Consider the following 16,086-nt stretch of genomic DNA (forward strand, 5'->3'; position numbering starts at 1 on the left):
TAAGCAAGATCATCTGCAAAACCAAGTGACAATGTCATAAATTGCTAAATTCCCGCCCTGACCCCCAGAATCCCAGATATAAAAACTGCACGTTCAGTTGCAGTTTTTATATATTGACGCAGGCTCTGAAGTGTATTACGTTTTGCTTATCGATAATCTTTCAGTAAAACACAGGAGGCAGCAATGGAAACTACGATCTCGACCAAGTTTCAGGTGGTGATCCCGAAAGACATCCGGAGGAAACTGGGTTTAAAGCCGAAGCAGAAACTGCTCGTCATGGAAAAAGCCGGCATCCTCTACATGATCCCCCAGGCGCCCATAGAAGACCTTAGGGGGTCCGCCGTAAAAGCTCCTGTGACGGGCTACCGGGAAAAGGACGACCGGTATTGATGAAGCTCATTGATTCCTGCGGCTGGCTGGAATTTTTCACGGGCGGGCCCCAGGCCGCTGCTTACGGGAAAGAACTGGCCGCCGATATGAAGGAGATCCTCGTCCCTGCCATCGTCCTTTACGAGGTCTACAAGTTCCTGTTAAGGACATCCTCCGAAGAAACAGCCATCCGGTGTACGGCCCACATGACCCAATGCCGGGTGATCGACCTGGACAGCGTGCTGGCCCTGGAGTCCGCTGAAATCTCCCTGAGCACAGGGCTTGCCATGGCTGACGCCATCGTCTACGCCACTTCAAGAAAATACAGTGCGCAGTTGATCACATCGGACGCGGACCTGAAGGACATGGAGGGTGTTATTTTTCTTGAGAAGTAGTGGTATTTGCGGGGATCATGTGGGGGTCAGTGGGGGTCAGGCCGCCTGCCCTGCCTGCCCCGAGCCAAGTCGAGGGGAGCAAGTGTAACGCATCGATGGGGGAATTGTGGCATGCCCCGACCCAAAGTAAGTTAATCATGCCTTCTATCCCCACTTTGGCAAGGTAATACAGGAAGTGCAGGGGGGTCATTTGTGCACAGGTGCACTGGTGTACTAATGCACTTTACCTACTTTCCCTTCCCCACCAACTGCACCCTCACTTTCCTCTCCAGCGCCTCAGCGATGCGGGTCACCATCGACAGTGAGTGCCCCTCGTAATCCCCATCCTCAAGCCTGCTGATGACAGACTGGGTCGTTCCTATGAGGTCTGCCAGCTGTTTCTGGGTCATGCCGGATTCAATCCTCATCTGATAGATCGTCCGGGCCACCTGGGCATTGAGGCGCTCCTCCTCCAGGAATGCTTTGCGGCACGGGTCGTCTCCAATGTAACGATCCTGGAGGATTTTCACGGCTTTAGCTGTTTTCTTTTTCGCCAACTGGATCACTCCCGGTAGGTGTGCTTTTCAGGATCCATGGCATACATGGACCTGCGTTTTATCGTCAGTTCGATCTCACGTGACGGTACTTCCTTTTCCTTTATTAAGCCGTGAGAAATCACAGCGGTCCTACCGTAAAAGAAATAGAGTATCCGGTAGTGGATCCCATGGTAACTGACTCTGAGCTCGAAGGTGCCGTCCCGTAAATAATCCGCCTCGGGTCGTCTCAGTTCGTGACCCATTTCAGCCAAACGCTCAACCCTGACGATGCACTTATCCTGGACCTTGCGCGGCAACCCGTCTAACCAGTGGAGCAGGGGACAGGTACCATCAGACTCAGCAAAAAGGACAACTTCCGTCTCAGGCATCCGCTGCCCCGGCCTTTTGAATTATCGCAAAATAGGCATAAGTGGTCAATCGCGATTTTGCGATACAAGGGATGGTAATGGTTGGGAAGTTTTTCATACACCTGGAAGTGCAATAGGAGGGCCAACGAAAAGGGAGTGCGGAAGGTATAAATAGTTCAAAGCGAAAAGTGCTGAAGGTGATGCGGGCTACGCCACTTCTGCACCTCAGCACTTCTGCATTGCTTTTCCCCTTTATCCTTTTCTATTAAAACTCTCCTTCCCTCACCAGCTTCCTTTTTCTCAGCTTCTTTACGACCTTCGGTTTCACGGGATCATTCCCCTCCAACACCCCTTTCCCCTTCTTCCCCTTTTTCGCGGCCACGCTGTCCAGGTTCGCCAGTTTCTTCGCCCCTTCCAGGGCCGTCCGGTCGCTGTCGTAGTACTCGAACCATGGCAGGCCGGCGTTGGTGTAGCTTTGAGCGTCAGGAAGCTGAGTCGGGGGCTCCTCACCGGTGAGGCCGAAATACTGGACGCTGTTGGCTATGTGGACATAGCAGCGCGAACTGATATCCCGCTCCCACACATTGAACCCGTAGGTGTCCTCGTAGATCTCCTGCCGCATGAGGCCGCCGGGAGCGAGGGCCATCTCCATTTCTGCCTCACCGGCGCACATGGGGATCGGCGCGGTTTCGGTCATGTAGATGTCCTCATGGCTCAGCTTGTCGTATTCCTCCCTCTTCATGGGGAAAGCGATGATCTGCACGCCGCCGTGTTCAGCTTCACCAGTGAGCTGTTCTTCCGCCGTATAACCCTCGCCCAGGGGCATGGCCACGAACTGGCGGATGAGGCCCTCGTCCACGTTGAAGCCGTCCAGCCAGGGCTGGTCCGGGACCACCAGGTAGTCCTGGGGCTTCCGGGAGAGCTGGTTCTTCCAGTCTTCCCCGGTGACAGCGTCGATCTTGCCGGCAGCCACCTTGATGGCCATGGGGTAAGAGCCGTGGAGGTAGATCCACATAGCTTCTGCCTGGTACATGGGCAGGAAGACCCCCCCACGGGCCAACCACGTTTCCGGAACGGTGTTATTATAGTCGTCCACGTAAAACAGGGGGAAACATCCAAAACCGGGCGGAAGGTTATACTCCCGGTTGTCGTCCGGGATGCGGAGGGTTCTTTGAAACTCAATGCTGCATTTTGCCTCCGGGTGTACCTCCGGAAAACTGAAAACCAATCGGTCGTTTTTAAGTTCGATCATTTTATCTCCCTTCCCCTTTTAACTTTCTCCTTTCTCCTTTAACCTTTCCCCTTCTCCTACCATTCCCCACCCCTCACTACCCTCACGATCCTCAAGATGGCTTTATCAGGCTGTTCCTTCAGTTGGCGGATCAGCTCTGCGAAGAGCTGGGGACGGTTACGAATGATCTCCTGCAGATCCGAGGAAACCTTCCCCGCCATAGCCAGCATCAGGTCCGGATCCTCACCCAGGTCCAGGGCCAGCCGTCGGATGGTATCCTCACCGGGAGGCGGGACCTGATCCCGCTCGATCTTGCTCAGGTACGCCGGCTCGATGTTGATCCTCTGAGCGACCTGCCGCAGGGAGTAGGAGAGATCCCCTTCCCTGAGCTTTTCCCTCGCTTCCCGTATGTAGACGCCAAGTGTCATGTGTAGTACATAGTACACGCTTATCTGAGGATGTCAAGGGAAGGGGGAAAATTAAAAGTGAAAGACGGACGCTGTGAGTGACAAAACGGCGAATAAGTCAGTAGGCGGGTTCGGGCTTAGGCTCGGGTTCGGGCTCGGGGCGTCATGCAGAGCGCAGGAGTTAAAGCGGTATGGGACTGCGAAATGGATTATTGGGGTCAGGAACCAGGCACCCACCTTCGCCGGAGGCTACGGCGGGCGGAACCTCGACCCAGGGCGGTGATGGGGACACCTCGACCATCCAGTCCGACGGTGACGTTATCCCGGCAAGGACCGGTACCGTGGACGCCAGCTTCCCGGATCCGGTCTACACCGCCAATCTTGGGGCCAACGGCTACACGGTGTCTGCCGACATCACGGTTCTCATGGATGAGGATCTTGTAGACGGGGGGCTTTACGTAAAAAGCACTCTGATGCGCAGTTCTGTCCGTATCTATGAAGGTAACGGTGACGATGACAGCGGGCTCAATCCGGCGGTCACCGGAATATACGTCGCTGTTGGCGCGACCCTCACCCTTCCGGTGGCAAGCGATACCGGCGGGACTCCCAAAGCCTGGTACCTGCTGGATAACGACCTCATCGTCCAGGGCACCGTCACCACTGCCGATGATTCCACATATCTTTCTTTCGAGATCGATGACGGGAACGAAGCCAATATCGTCGTAGAAACAGATGGCCTTATAACCACCGTTCCCGAGGCGGCTGGGGCTGATGGCGGAAGGGTCTATTTGGTCACTGACGGGAGCATCATCATCAAAGGCGATGTCCCCATGAGTGGTACGGCTCCAGGCGGGAACGATGGCGGCCCGTTTTGTGAAGAAGGGATCGGTCAGAACGACAGGCCCGCCCATCTTCAGGGCGAAGGTGGCGTGGCCGATCCACGTAACGGAGAACTTATCGCCATCCAGCGCGAGGTGGGTCCCGTCGTTGAGCACCACCGGGGTTTCCCCGATCTCACCCTCGAACTTTTCAAGCGGGTTTTTTGAGAGTACCCATCGGAGGAAGCCGCCGCGTTCGGTGTCAGCGCGTTCGGTGTCAGAGCGCGTTCGGTGTCAGGGCTGGAATTCAGCAATACCCCTGCTAACACTGTCAAGAATTGATAAATTCGCGCCGTGACCCCAATTCTCACCCGTTAACCTTTAACCTTTCATCAGTTCGCCACGAAATGGGCCCGCCTGTTCTGCTTCCAGGCTGACTCGTTGTGCCCGACAGCGAAGGGCTTCTCTTCACCGTAACTGATCGTCCTGATCCTGGAAGCGGAAACACCCAGTGAGATGAGATAATTCCGTACCGCGTTTGCACGTTGCTCACCCAGACCGAGGTTGTATTCGTTGGTACCCCTCTCATCACAGTGACCTTCGATCACGATCCTGATACCCGGAGCGGCTTTGAGAAAACTGGCGTTGTCGGCAAGTCTGTCTCTCCACTCCAAAGTGAGGTCCGAACTGTCAAATTCGAAGAACACATCGACGAGGTCGGAAACCCCAAAAGCAGCCGCCTCGCGCGTGGTTCCCGGCCTGACTGCTTTCGGCTCCTGGGGCGGCGGCACCTCCCCGGCCGGAGGTGTGTACTTTTCCACCTTCCCTGGTGTAGCCGGAGTCTCCTCCCGATCCTGGGTTTGTGTCATCTGTTCAACCGGGCCGGGTGCTGCGGGTTTTTTGGCGCAATCTACCAGTGAGAAACTAAATAAAAGAACGACTGCCAGAGTAACGAGGATACCTTTCTTTTCTTTGATCATTGTCCACCTCCCAATTTTTTTCGGATTCGAACGTAGAATATCTCCATTATTTAACATTTCCCCACCCATTGTTCATCGACGCTTCGTCAGGAATCGGCGTGCGTCGTCTTCCCCTGAGTTTCCCCAGCCGCATCCCGCTGGTTTTCGGCCGGGAACCCGGACTCCGCATCGAAGTATTTCTTGTTGAAATTGGAGATGCTGTTTAGCGCTTTGACCGATGCCATTTCCAGGCTGTCCACGATGTGGCCCGTGTTTGAGGTCAGCATGGCATGGAAAAGCAGAAGAGGGATCGCCGACATCAGCCCGAAGGCCGTGGTGTTCATGGCCACCGAGATGCTGGCAGACAGCAGGTCAGCCTTCTCGGCGGGGTTCGCATTGGCAACGGCCGTAAAGGCCTCGATGAGCCCCATGATCGTTCCGAGCAGCCCCAGCAGGGTGGCGATGTTGGCGAACAAAGCGACGTACGGCGTACGCTTTTCCAACTGGGGGATGATCTCCATCAGGCTCTCCTCCATGGCGATCTCGATGTCTTCCCGCCGCCGGACCGCACCCACACGCGCCAGCCCCATCTGGAGCATCTTCGAGATAACGGATCTGTCCTTGTTGACCAACTCCCGAGCCTTGTCCAAATCGCCCTCTGCCAGCAGGGGTTGGAGCGCATTCCACGCCTTGCTGTTTGTGCTCCGGGTGCGCCTCAGTTCAAACCAGCGCTCCACCGTAATGGCCATGCCAACCACGAACACGACCAGAATGGGGTACATGAACAGACCCCCCTTTTGAAAAAAACCGATCATTGCATTGACTCCCATAGCTTTCCTCCTGGATTCTGATGATCCGATTACCTGGATCCTTTACGACAGCGCTGACCCTTTCGTACCCCTAACCGGCGGGCAGAAAGTCGATGGGGTACAGGATGGTCACCTTCTGTACACCTTCCTTCGGGCCGAAGTTGAACCTCCCGATACGCTCCACGATCCTGGATACCAGGTCCGGCGAACCAAGATCGGTGGATTCTACCTCGCACATGGACACCGTACCGTCCGGTTCGATGGTCATTCGCATCAACACCTTCCCGCGCAGCGTCGGGTCCTTGCGCAACTCCCTGTTGTAGATCCGATAGAGCGCCGCTTTGTACCGATCGAAAACGATCTGGATTTCCTCGTCCGTCCGCCCGGGAGCCATTCCATCACTCGTCGGCCTCGACGACTCTTCCAGGTTCGAGATCGTACTTTGTGCCTGAACAAAGCCTCCGCCGCCTGTGCCGTAGCCGCCGCCTCCACCGAGCCTGGAGGCGTTGCCGCTTCCGATGTTGCGGCTGACACCGGCACTGCCAATACCGACCCTTGAACCGCCCTCCGCCTGGATGGCCACCAGCGAGCGCTGGGCCACGGCCTGTCCTTCCGCCTGAGGGCTGTCGCTACTGAGGGGGGCTTCGGTACCGAGCCTGGCAACCGGAGCTTCGGTCATCAGGTCTTTAAAGGCGTTCTTGAACCTCAGGATCCCGACCCCTTCGGCCTTCTTCCTCGCTGCTGATGCCCCGCTTTCATTGGCGGCCACTTGTGTCGGCTTCTCTTCCGGCCGTTCACCTGACCCGGGCTCTTCGGCCTGGGGTCTGGGTTCATCGATCTTGGGTTCGGGCTCACTCTTTGCCTGTTTTTTCTGTTCCTCGATCTGTTCCAGCACCGGTTCGGGCTCCGTTTTCGGCACCGGTGCCGGCTTCGGCAGATCCTTCTTGACCAGCTGAACCAGGCGCTTTGGAATTTCCGGTGCGGCGGCCATTCGGTCCGGTATGGGTACTTTTATCAAGGGAATGAGAGAACCGAATAGAAGGAATACCAGAAGCGCTACCAGAAGGGCGCGGCGGAGACGCCTTTCGCTCTCAGCTTCTCTGGCCCATGGCATGAGTGCGACACGATAGGGAAAGGCCGGCATCTCCCGCTCCAGGACGAACTCTTCCTTGCGTTGTTCTTCCCGGTCATAGGCGTCACGCACCTCTTCCTCCAGGAAATACAGGTCGTCCAGACGCTGCTTGATCTGCCCCTGGAGAGATCGCTGCTTTTCCAGGATCTCCCTGTTTTCCTCCTCGAAGCTGGCAATGCGGGCTCTCACTTTTTCCAGCTGCCTGGAGGGGTCCCTGGCTTCGGGAATCTCTTCCCAGAAGAGTCCGTCCGCCTCCATTTCCCCGAGCTTATCGAGTGCGTCGCACACATCACGCAAGGTATCGAATCGCTCTTTATCAGCGGAAAAGGTGTTGAGCTCCCCCTCTACAGCGCGAAGCTCACCTTTGAGCGTCTCCAGTTTTTGCCGCACCTGCTCGATCTGAGCTTCCAGTGGCGCGAGTTCCTGTTCTAAAATGGAAGTATTCACGGCATCCCCACTAGCCCTGAGTGGCCTTCTGGATGACGGCGAGGGAGATCCTTCCGTATCCAGAGCCAGTACAGGTTGACATTATTCTCTTGAGCACACTGAACGGAATCGATCTGTCGGCAAGGACAGTCACCTCTTTGCTTTCAGCCACCGTCTTGGTGCTTATCCCTATGATATTGCTTTCCAGGTGCTTGAGCCTCTCCGCTATCTCCATGATCGGCCCCACACCGTTGCCGAGCAGCTCAGCAGTGTCGATCACTTTTTCACCCTGAACCAGCACCATTTCGGGGCTGACCATGATCATCACCGTTTCCCTCGGTTTGGTCTCTACGACCGAATTGGGCAGCTCGATCTGTTTTGGCGCTTCCATGACATCGCCGCCGTAAGAGTGGAAAAGCAGGAAGAACACCAGGATGGTGAAAACGTCCATAAGAGGTGTCAGGTTAAGGCCTTTGCCTTTTCTCTTCTGGCTGCGGGCCATGCGTTTCATGCGTCGGCTGCTTCTCATGGCGCGTCTCCTATGGATATGTTGGGGAAGAGAACTATTTTCTGAACCTCTTCGCTCCCTTCCTCATGAATTTCGGCGCCACGGACCGCATCCATGATCCGGATCAGGTAGTCGTACTCGATATCCGGTTCCATCAGGATCGTCGCATCATCCTTTTCAGGGTACAGGGCCTTCAGGCGCGTCATGACCTCGAAAAGCATAGGCATGTTGTATTCACCGTTTTCCTTCGGGATGGAGGCTTCCACCGACTGACCATTCCCGATCTCCAGTCCCGCCTTGCGGACGATGACCTCGATAGCGAAATTCGGCGTGCGCTCCGCAGCTTGAGCTGCACTGGTCGGAACGGTCAACTCCATGATCGTGACGCGCGAAAAAACGGCGCTTATGAGCAGAAAAGGTATCAGGACCACCATCAGGTTCAGGAAAGTCGTGACATCCAGAGGTGGTGTTTCCGCCCTTCTCTTCTTAAAGTTACGTCGTCTCATGACGATCAGCTCCCATCAAATTGGCGTATGGCGAAATTGGAGATGTTGTTGAGCACCTTTACCGATGCCATCTCCAGGTTGTCTACGATGTGACCCGTGGTGGAGGTCAGCATGGAATGGAAAAGCAGAAGGGGGATCGCCGACATCAGCCCGAAGGCTGTTGTGTTCATGGCCACGGAGATGCTGGCAGACAGCAGGTCGGCCTTCTCGGCGGGGTTCGCGTTGGCGACGGCCGTGAAAGCCTCGATCAGCCCCATGATCGTCCCGAGCAATCCCAGCAGGGTGGCGATGTTGGCGAGCAGAGCCACGTACGGCGTACGTTTTTCCAACTGGGGAATGATCTCCATCAGGCTCTCTTCCATGGCGATCTCGATGTCATCGCGCCGCCGAACCGCACCCTGGCGCACCAACCCCATCTCGAGCATCTTCGACATGTTGGATTTGTCCTTGTTGACCATCTCCCGGGCTTTGTCGAAATCGCCCTTTGCCAGTACGGGCTGCAGCGCGTCCCACATCCTGCTGTTGGAGTAATCGGTGCGCTTCAGTTCGATCCAGCGCTCGACGGTAATGGCAATACCGACCGCGAACACCAGCAGAATGGGGTACATGAACAGCCCCCCTTTCTGGAAAAACGCCACTAGCGAATAGAATCCCATCTTCTTCCTCCTCTCTCGATTGGTAGGGTCGCAAAAAGTCCGTTATCGGCTTTTTGCTCCTCGGAAAGGAAAAAACGTGGTTTCCCCTTTCCTCACGAATCAATGCCTGACATTCACAGTCATTGATTCGGGCGCCCCCGACGGGGCGCTTTGATGACTTTTTACTAAGTCATTTGTTGGTGCTGATTTGGTAAAATTCGATCTGACGCTTGAAAACTTCCCGGTCCACCGGGACGTCGCCCTCGCTGAACATCGTGTCCAGGCTTGTCTGAACACCGATCTCCGAACTCTTCCACGGGACGATGTAGAGAGACTTCGGGGCCTCTTCGTTACCGACGATGGACATGCCGGACATCTCCTTGGCCTCCGCTTCCCGGTCCAACTTCGGCTCCCGGACGGCGGCCTGTTCGTCCACGCCCTTTTCCCCGGCCATGGCCATAGAGACCGGTGACAGGAGCATGCACAGGCAAAGAACCAATATGCGAACCATCATTCTCCTCCTTCATCGTGTCCAAGCCGGGCGCGCAGATCCGCGACCCACAGTTTCACCTGCTCAGCTTCCGGGTTGGCTTCGCTGTAAATTTCATAATGCTCGAGGGCACAGGCAGGATCGCCCAGGTATAGATCGCAAAGGATCCCCAGGTTCCTTTGCACCGGGTAGTAGTCCGGAAAGCGCGCAATCGCCTTTTCATACACCGCCCGCGCCTCGGCAAACCGTCCGGTCTGGCGGTACAAAAGACCGTATTCATTGGATGCCACCGGGTGCCCGGGGAACAGCTCAAGCGCCGCCTTGAGGTTCTCCTCGGCCTGCTCAAGCCTGCCGGTGCGCCCATAGGCGATGGCAAGGTCGATATAAGGCGCCGTGACGCCCGGTGACCTGGCGATGACCTTTTCAAGAAGGGCAATGGCCCTGTCGTAGTCCTCATCCTTCAGCAGGGTGACCGCGCGATCAAAGTCTTCTTGCAGCTCCACATCCGTTTGGAGGCCCTCTGTGATGACGAAGCCTTCCCGGCCGTTATCGAGTCTCTCGACAGTCGGTTCCATCGGGAGTTTCTCCTCAACCTCCACGCTGGGTGGGGGGACAGCGGGTAGCAGGACCTGCTCTTTCGGGGTGGTCACACAGCCGCCGAGAACGGACAGCAGCAGCGCCAGAACGAGGAGCCCGGCGCATGCTCCTGTTTTACATCTTCGCAAGGTTGTCCGCTCCGTATACTGCATCATTGGCTCCTTGCCGCCTGGTCCGTTCCTGCAAGGGAGCTCTCGGGCTCACTTTGACCAGGCTCGTCTGTTTCCGGCTCCACAACAGGATCGGGGTCTTCACCCGGAGCGGATTCCCCGGGTTGGGCATTCACATCAGGACCGGGTTCCTCATCCTGAGCAGTCTGAACAGTTTCGTCCTCCGTATCAGGATCGGACTCTCCACTCTGAGCGGGTTTAACGGTTTCGACCTCCGTGACCGATCCGGGCTCTTCTGCCTGACCGGGTACCGCAGGTCGGGGCTCTTCGGTTGTGGAAATTTGAGAATCGATCAGCGCCGGTCGATTAATTGCGAATATGTAGGTCCGAAGAGAACTCATGATGCCGCTGGCCTCTTCCGGCTTGTCATAGCGGGCGGGTACGGTTTCGGCCAGCCTCTGGAGGCCCTTTTCGATCCACTCGTTGTAGACCCCGAGGGGGATCAGCTTGAGATTACTCTCGTGGACATCGATGGCCTTCTCTTCGAAGGGATAGGCTTCCTCCTCGAGGGCCAGATCATACTGTTCCATCTCCAGGGGACTTAAGCCCTCCGGACGCTCCGATGTCATCAGGGCCCTGCTGAAGTGAGAGTAGATCTCGGCAAGGTAGAAGGTGGCCGCGGCCGTGACCTCCCCGATCCCGTAATCCACGAGCCGTCCGAGATCCTCAGTCGCCGTCTTCATCAGTTCGCGCTTTAAACGAAGGTTGTCCTCCAGGGGTTCCACCAGCTTGACGGCCGTGAACTTGTCGAAGACATTGATAGCCAGTACCAGCGCGGCCTGTGCGGCGATATATCTCGTCCGCGGGGTCTGCGCGCTTCCGGCCGCGGCGTCGATGGCCACGATCATTTCAAGTTCCGTAAGGTAAGCTTCACGCTCGCCCTGCGCCCCGAGTATCCCGGCGATCTTGTTGCGCGTCTCCAGATTAACCTCCACCGGCTGGGGGAAATACTCCACATAACGCCGGTAGACCTCCAGGGCCCGGGTCGTGCTGCCATCTTCCTCGTGCAATCGGGCCGCGACCAGGAGGGCCTCACGCCTGATCTCGTCATCTTCAGATTCCCTTTCGACACGTTCATATTCGTTGGCCGCGAAGGAGAGCTGGTTGTTTTTCTCGTAGACATAGGCGAGCTTCTTGGTCACTTCAGACTGCAATGTGCTGTCAGGGAAGTCGCCGCGGAATTTTTCCAGCACTGTGACAGCAGCCTCCCAGTCCTGGAGCTGGATCAGGGCCGCGGCGGCATCATATTCGGCTGTCGGCCTGATCGTAGAACCCGGTGCCGCGCGTCCCACCCGCAGGAAATGATCTGCCGCAGCGCGGTAATCCTGGGCGGCATCGGCCTGTTCCCCCTGCTTGTAGATCGATGCCGCGAGATTGTTGGTCAGGGTGCGGCGTGTCTCGTCTTCTCCGGGCAGCAGTGCCAGCACGTTCAGGTAAGAGCTCTCGGCTTCGCTGTAGAGCGAAAGTTCGTATGAGGAATGGGCGGCGACCAGCCATGCTTCACGGACCACCTCGACATCAGTGTCAGGAAACATCTCGATGAGCCTTCTCGCGGCGGCGAGGGCCTGTTTGTATTCTTTCATGTCGTAGAGGTCATCGGCGGCGGCCCCGAGGACGATCGCGGCCTTTTCGTGATCAGGGAAGGTGTCGGCAAATTTCAGCGAACTGCGGACGACCTCCCGCCTGGTCTCATCTTCATCTGCCGGCGCTGCGGCGCCGAGCAGTTCACGGTATACCGCGACGGCCGCGTAACCGGCTTGAGAGGATTTACCGTGGGTCGGGTATTCATACGCGGTCTTCTCGAACTGGACAGCGGCGGCGGCGAGCGACCGGTTTTCCAGCAGCAGGTCCGCCATTTGGAAGCTGATGACGGGCGATTCGAGGTCCGCGGGGAACGAGGCCAGGAACTCCTGGTACCAGAGCAGGGCCTCTTCGAAATTCGCCGGCTTGTCTTCGGCCTGATTCGGATCCTGGTAACAGGCATGATAGTGATTCCCAAGGTCCGTCAGGTTGGTCTTTAATAGACCCAGAACGTCCGGACGATCACCCGGTTTGAAATAATTCCAGTATCCGGCATTCAGGCCGTAGCTCCTGGCGAATTTCTTTTTGGAGTCGAGGACGAGACTGGGAAACCCTCCGGCGGCCTGGATCTCGATAACCCGCATCTGGAAGTTTGGCGCCATCTTGTGCTGCGGGTTGCGGTCCACAAAGGCGTTGTAAGAAGCGGCGGCGTCGGCGTAACGGCGCTTGTCGAGGTAGAATTCGCCGAGGTTGCTGTATATCTTGTCTTCGTAACTGCGCTTGCCGTGGTTGGAGAAGTATTGAACCGCGGAATCAGCCCCTCCGAGGTTGGAAAAGCTCAAACTGATCACACGGAAGGTGTCGTCTGTCCGCTTCCTTTCCTGCTCGTCCCCGGTATTTTCAAAGTCGTATCCTTTTGAGACCTTGTGATCCATTAACGCGATGAACCGGTTCAGGGCGTCCTCATAAAGTTCCTGCTTGTAGAAAGTCCAGCCCAGTTTATACAGCGCGAGTTCGTAGAATGAGGAACCTTCCCCTGTGTCCACGATGCTCTGATAAGCGTCCTCGGCATCCAGGTAACGCTTGTACGCAAAGAAGGATTCAGCCCGCCGGAACTGCACTTCGTCCATATTTCGAGAACCGGGGTATTCGCGGACCATCCGGTCCATGACCGCCATGGCTTTTTCGATCTCCCCCAGTTCCTCATAGGCGCGGGACATCTGGTACAGCACCTGGTCGTTACGCTCGTAATGGGGGTAATCGCTCAGCAGCTTCTCGTAAAGGGCAACGGCATCACGAGTCTCCGCCCTTTCGAGATCGGAGGCGGCACGTGCGGTGCTGTCCGGCAGTGAGCTCAGAGTTGACCGTTTTTCAAACTCGGCCTCGGATTCACCGTGAACGGAACGGGCCGCCATTGGCTCATCGGAGGTCTTCTTTCCGATCGCTGCGGCCTGGGGAAGCTCAATGCGCCCAGGGGCTGGCAGTGCAGACGCCCGCGCGGCAGGTTCGGCGCCCCCGGTGAGGGTGCCGTATTCCTTTTCGAGCTTAAGGTCGGCCAGACGGCGGAGGGCCTCGGGCTTCAGTTCGGAGTCCGGCGTATCTTCTAAAAAACGCTGATAACTGAGCATCGCCTTGTCCAGACCGCCTTCGATCCTTTCTTCCCTGATCTGGACGGTCTGATCGCGCAGCGTGGCGATGGTGGTGGTGTCTTTGGGACTGACCGTTGAACAGGCCGCCAGCGCCAGAGGAAGGACCAATATGAAAAGAAGTCGCCGGTTCATTTACTCGTCCTTTTCCTGGCCCTGGGCCCTGATGGCGCGGTCATAGCTGTCCGCCATGGCAAATCGCGCCTTGATCTGGAAATCGGTAAGACGCTCGAGACGCATCGTGAGTTCGGCAACAGCCATTGTTTCGAGCATATTGCCCTGACGTGCCATCAGTTCATCCACCCTTTCCCTGGCCTTTCCCATCGCGAGCCTCTGGCGGCCGACTCGCTCGACGTAGCCTTCGTAGCTCTGGGTCGCGGCCTGGCGAGTGCGCACAAAGGCGTCGTACTGCCTTTTCAGGATATCCACTTCGCGGTTTAAGTCGCGAAGATGTTTAAAGGCATCGGTGAAGCGGCGATCGTACTCCGTATAGACATTCCAGTGCAGCACCCCCTTCAGACGCTTGATGCGGGGCCGGGCTCCGCTGGGCACAGCCGTGTCATAGATACTCAGCTTCCGTTCCAGAAGATCAATGCGTTCACCGATGATCCGTTCCCGGGCGGTGGCCAGGTAATCGGGTCTCGGGACCACCAGCATGGCCTTCAGCCTCTGTTCGATACGGTCGCGCTGCTCAAGGCGCAGGCGCATCTGCGAGTCGAGCCGCCGGAACTGGCGGTCGATATCAGGAAGCAGCGGCTCGTAGTAAGCACGGCGCTTTTGGATAATCTCCTCGAAAGCGTCCAGGTCACTTTCCCAGCCCTGCAGCTTCCGGCTAAGCTGGGTAAGGTCGAGATAGTTTTTGAGGGACTCCTGGAAATCGTGGGAGGCCATGAGGTCAAGCAGGTAGTAGGTCTCGGGCGTGTCGGGAAGTTCGCGCAGCCGGACGACCCAGTCGGCATCCAGCTTCCGTTCTTCCCGCACCAGGGCCTTGAGGAAGCGGCCTTCCCGGATACTCCTTATAGAGGCCCCCAGCTTGTCGATCTCGGCGTCAAACTTCTCCAGGGACCTGCCATAAACCACCGCCGCTTTGCTGCTCACGTTCAACCTGCCATAGGCATAGGGAACGGCGAGCATGGCTTCCTGCACCGAGGCATCGGTGACTTCCCTCGTCACCAGGACGCTCCAGGGCACCAGGGCCCTTTCGAAGCGGCCCCGGAAGGCATCCGCCCATCCGGAGCCCAGCAGCGCCCTGTTGGAAAAGGGACCGGTAAGACGCACCCGGTCGAGCACCAGCTTGGCTCCCTCGTAATCCTTTTCGCCTAACAGCTTTGACCCGAGGACGAGGTTGGCCTTGTCCTTGATTGCCAGAGTGAGTTCATCGCCGGTTTCGATCTGGCCGGTGCGGTCAAGATACCGGCGCCCTTCGGGTTCCTTTCCATCGCCGATCAGCGCAATGCCGAGGTTATAGGAGGCAAAACCTTCGAGCCCTTTAACCACCACAAGGCCCCTGAGAATACCGGCGGCTTCGGCAAATCGGCCGTTGGCCATATGGATCTGGGCCCGCAGGAAGGCCAGGTCTTCGCGAATGCTGTCCGGAACAACCCCCTTGATACGCTCGACGGCGTACTGGGCATTGACCGGCTGGTCTTTCTGGAAGTAGATCCGCGCCAGTCGGAAAAGGGCCTCGTTGCGCACCGGCTCGCTGACGTTGCCCTGGATGACCGCCGTGATGGCACGCCCCGCGCGCCGGTGCATCCGGTAGGACAGTTCGAAATCACCAACATCGAACTGCGCCTGGTCGATATGGTAGTGAAGGGTGTCGAGCTCGGGTTCATCAACCCCGTAGTACTGCATGAGCTCCATGTCGAGCCTGGCGATGGCATCGAACCATTCCCCCTGGAACGCGTAATAAAGGGCCTCTCCGAAATAGAGGTCCTTCAGGACTATGGGAGCCGACGTGCCTGGCGGAGCTAACGTGCCCGCCGACACCGGGGATGCCGACAACACCAGAATTGTCAATAGCACTAACAGCCTGTTCATGGTCTACCTGTCATTCATGGTGATATTTGCGGCGTCCAGGGATATCTCCACGATCCTGGGGCCCACGTCCTTGTTGACCGTAAATTGCTCCGACTTTTTAAGATCCGCGCCTCCCGCGGTCTTGCCGATGACAAAGACCTTCAGGTCGTGCTCGCCGGACCGGATATTGCCGGTGTAGATGCGCTGGACGCCGCCCTTCTGCAAAGCCTCCAATTCCATGAAGGTGTAGAGATGGTTCGCGACCGGTTTGCCGTCCAGCTGGATCTGAACCGAATCGAGACGGAACGCCTCTTTATCAGCCAGTGATACGAATACCGCGACCTGCGTATTGGACGGATACAGCAGCTCCTCTTCAAGCTGGCCCAGCTCCGCCGCAATGCTAAGGACGTCGCCCTTGATCTCCTGGACCTGCTCGTCCAGGCCCTTGACCTGCTCCCTTGCGACTTCCTGTCCGTAAGCAGCGCTGCTCATGACAAGCAGCGAAACCCCTAAAACCAGCGCTCTGTGCCAGCTCAACATGTCGGCCTCCTCGTGCCTGAGAAAA

18 protein-coding genes are annotated in these 16,086 nt (G+C 57.2%); 2 read left to right on the forward strand and 16 right to left on the reverse strand.

Translation table 11 applies throughout. From position 1 onward, the window contains the following. Nucleotides 1–183: 183 nt before the first annotated feature. Nucleotides 184–390 (forward strand): AbrB/MazE/SpoVT family DNA-binding domain-containing protein, encoded by a 207-nt coding sequence (locus tag P1S59_10680; GenBank protein MDF1526717.1) that lies wholly within the window; start codon nt 184–186, stop codon nt 388–390. Beyond that, entirely contained in the window at nt 390–764 is a 375-nt protein-coding gene (locus P1S59_10685) for a type II toxin-antitoxin system VapC family toxin (GenBank protein MDF1526718.1), read from the forward strand. The genes P1S59_10680 and P1S59_10685 overlap by 1 nt, the downstream gene beginning before the upstream one ends. A 227-nt stretch (nt 765–991) precedes the next feature. On the opposite strand, the gene P1S59_10690 is transcribed toward P1S59_10685, so the two are convergent. The 16 genes from P1S59_10690 to P1S59_10765 form a co-directional block, all read right to left on the reverse strand. After that, entirely contained in the window at nt 992–1,300 is a 309-nt protein-coding gene (locus P1S59_10690; GenBank protein ID MDF1526719.1) for a helix-turn-helix transcriptional regulator, read from the reverse strand. A 5-nt stretch (nt 1,301–1,305) separates the two neighbouring features. Further along, nucleotides 1,306–1,668, reverse strand: a complete 363-nt coding sequence (locus P1S59_10695) for a type II toxin-antitoxin system RelE/ParE family toxin (protein ID MDF1526720.1) — start codon at nt 1,666–1,668, stop codon at nt 1,306–1,308. Nucleotides 1,669–1,912: 244 nt separating this feature from the next. Next, the gene (locus P1S59_10700; protein ID MDF1526721.1) at nt 1,913–2,899 is read right to left on the reverse strand and encodes a hypothetical protein; all 987 of its coding nucleotides are present in this window, start codon (nt 2,897–2,899) and stop codon (nt 1,913–1,915) included. 56 nt (nt 2,900–2,955) lie between these two features. Beyond that, complete coding sequence (locus P1S59_10705) at nt 2,956–3,306, reverse strand: helix-turn-helix transcriptional regulator (protein ID MDF1526722.1); 351 nt, start codon at nt 3,304–3,306, stop codon at nt 2,956–2,958. A 197-nt stretch (nt 3,307–3,503) separates the two neighbouring features. Further along, the gene (locus P1S59_10710) at nt 3,504–4,196 is read right to left on the reverse strand and encodes a hypothetical protein (protein ID MDF1526723.1); all 693 of its coding nucleotides are present in this window, start codon (nt 4,194–4,196) and stop codon (nt 3,504–3,506) included. 299 nt (nt 4,197–4,495) lie between these two features. Continuing rightward, the gene (gene pal / locus P1S59_10715; GenBank protein MDF1526724.1) at nt 4,496–5,083 is read right to left on the reverse strand and encodes a peptidoglycan-associated lipoprotein Pal; all 588 of its coding nucleotides are present in this window, start codon (nt 5,081–5,083) and stop codon (nt 4,496–4,498) included. Between the two features lie 86 nt (nt 5,084–5,169). Next, nucleotides 5,170–5,892, reverse strand: a complete 723-nt coding sequence (locus P1S59_10720) for a MotA/TolQ/ExbB proton channel family protein (protein ID MDF1526725.1) — start codon at nt 5,890–5,892, stop codon at nt 5,170–5,172. Nucleotides 5,893–5,962: 70 nt separating this feature from the next. Next, nucleotides 5,963–7,450, reverse strand: coding sequence for an AgmX/PglI C-terminal domain-containing protein (locus P1S59_10725; protein ID MDF1526726.1), 1,488 nt, complete (start codon nt 7,448–7,450; stop codon nt 5,963–5,965). A 10-nt stretch (nt 7,451–7,460) separates the two neighbouring features. Further along, nucleotides 7,461–7,958 (reverse strand): biopolymer transporter ExbD, encoded by a 498-nt coding sequence (locus P1S59_10730; protein MDF1526727.1) that lies wholly within the window; start codon nt 7,956–7,958, stop codon nt 7,461–7,463. Then, nucleotides 7,955–8,443, reverse strand: a complete 489-nt coding sequence (locus P1S59_10735; GenBank protein ID MDF1526728.1) for a biopolymer transporter ExbD — start codon at nt 8,441–8,443, stop codon at nt 7,955–7,957. Before P1S59_10735 ends, P1S59_10730 begins: the two co-directional genes overlap by 4 nt. Before the next feature lie 5 nt (nt 8,444–8,448). Continuing rightward, nucleotides 8,449–9,099, reverse strand: a complete 651-nt coding sequence (locus P1S59_10740; GenBank protein MDF1526729.1) for a MotA/TolQ/ExbB proton channel family protein — start codon at nt 9,097–9,099, stop codon at nt 8,449–8,451. A 169-nt stretch (nt 9,100–9,268) separates the two neighbouring features. Next, complete coding sequence (locus P1S59_10745) at nt 9,269–9,589, reverse strand: hypothetical protein (protein MDF1526730.1); 321 nt, start codon at nt 9,587–9,589, stop codon at nt 9,269–9,271. Then, on the reverse strand, nt 9,589–10,320 hold the full coding sequence (locus tag P1S59_10750; GenBank protein MDF1526731.1) for a tetratricopeptide repeat protein: 732 nt from the start codon (nt 10,318–10,320) through the stop codon (nt 9,589–9,591). The genes P1S59_10745 and P1S59_10750 overlap by 1 nt, the downstream gene beginning before the upstream one ends. Beyond that, nucleotides 10,317–13,637 (reverse strand): tetratricopeptide repeat protein, encoded by a 3,321-nt coding sequence (locus tag P1S59_10755; protein ID MDF1526732.1) that lies wholly within the window; start codon nt 13,635–13,637, stop codon nt 10,317–10,319. The genes P1S59_10750 and P1S59_10755 overlap by 4 nt, the downstream gene beginning before the upstream one ends. Further along, nucleotides 13,638–15,542 (reverse strand): hypothetical protein, encoded by a 1,905-nt coding sequence (locus P1S59_10760; GenBank protein MDF1526733.1) that lies wholly within the window; start codon nt 15,540–15,542, stop codon nt 13,638–13,640. It abuts the gene before it with no gap. A gap of 3 nt (nt 15,543–15,545) precedes the next feature. Continuing rightward, nucleotides 15,546–16,061: a hypothetical protein gene (locus tag P1S59_10765; GenBank protein MDF1526734.1), complete on the reverse strand. Its 516-nt coding sequence runs from the start codon at nt 16,059–16,061 to the stop codon at nt 15,546–15,548. Nucleotides 16,062–16,086 lie beyond the last annotated feature (25 nt).

This window comes from bacterium, from assembly GCA_029210965.1.
Classification (GTDB): domain Bacteria; phylum BMS3Abin14; class BMS3Abin14; order BMS3Abin14; family BMS3Abin14; genus JALHUC01.

What these genes read in the sequence shown, in the direction of transcription:
- P1S59_10730 (MDF1526727.1), bottom strand. Translation starts at nt 7,958, where the DNA reads ATGAGAAGCAGCCGACGCATGAAACGCATGGCCCGCAGCCAGAAGAGA.
- P1S59_10685 (MDF1526718.1), top strand. Translation starts at nt 390, where the DNA reads ATGAAGCTCATTGATTCCTGCGGCTGGCTGGAATTTTTCACGGGCGGG.
- P1S59_10720 (MDF1526725.1), bottom strand. Translation starts at nt 5,892, where the DNA reads ATGGGAGTCAATGCAATGATCGGTTTTTTTCAAAAGGGGGGTCTGTTC.
- P1S59_10750 (MDF1526731.1), bottom strand. Translation starts at nt 10,320, where the DNA reads ATGATGCAGTATACGGAGCGGACAACCTTGCGAAGATGTAAAACAGGA.
- P1S59_10710 (MDF1526723.1), bottom strand. Translation starts at nt 4,196, where the DNA reads ATGGGCGGGCCTGTCGTTCTGACCGATCCCTTCTTCACAAAACGGGCC.
- P1S59_10695 (MDF1526720.1), bottom strand. Translation starts at nt 1,668, where the DNA reads ATGCCTGAGACGGAAGTTGTCCTTTTTGCTGAGTCTGATGGTACCTGT.
- P1S59_10765 (MDF1526734.1), bottom strand. Translation starts at nt 16,061, where the DNA reads ATGTTGAGCTGGCACAGAGCGCTGGTTTTAGGGGTTTCGCTGCTTGTC.
- P1S59_10680 (MDF1526717.1), top strand. Translation starts at nt 184, where the DNA reads ATGGAAACTACGATCTCGACCAAGTTTCAGGTGGTGATCCCGAAAGAC.
- P1S59_10735 (MDF1526728.1), bottom strand. Translation starts at nt 8,443, where the DNA reads ATGAGACGACGTAACTTTAAGAAGAGAAGGGCGGAAACACCACCTCTG.
- P1S59_10740 (MDF1526729.1), bottom strand. Translation starts at nt 9,099, where the DNA reads ATGGGATTCTATTCGCTAGTGGCGTTTTTCCAGAAAGGGGGGCTGTTC.
- P1S59_10745 (MDF1526730.1), bottom strand. Translation starts at nt 9,589, where the DNA reads ATGGTTCGCATATTGGTTCTTTGCCTGTGCATGCTCCTGTCACCGGTC.
- P1S59_10760 (MDF1526733.1), bottom strand. Translation starts at nt 15,542, where the DNA reads ATGAACAGGCTGTTAGTGCTATTGACAATTCTGGTGTTGTCGGCATCC.
- P1S59_10755 (MDF1526732.1), bottom strand. Translation starts at nt 13,637, where the DNA reads ATGAACCGGCGACTTCTTTTCATATTGGTCCTTCCTCTGGCGCTGGCG.
- P1S59_10705 (MDF1526722.1), bottom strand. Translation starts at nt 3,306, where the DNA reads ATGACACTTGGCGTCTACATACGGGAAGCGAGGGAAAAGCTCAGGGAA.
- pal (MDF1526724.1), bottom strand. Translation starts at nt 5,083, where the DNA reads ATGATCAAAGAAAAGAAAGGTATCCTCGTTACTCTGGCAGTCGTTCTT.
- P1S59_10700 (MDF1526721.1), bottom strand. Translation starts at nt 2,899, where the DNA reads ATGATCGAACTTAAAAACGACCGATTGGTTTTCAGTTTTCCGGAGGTA.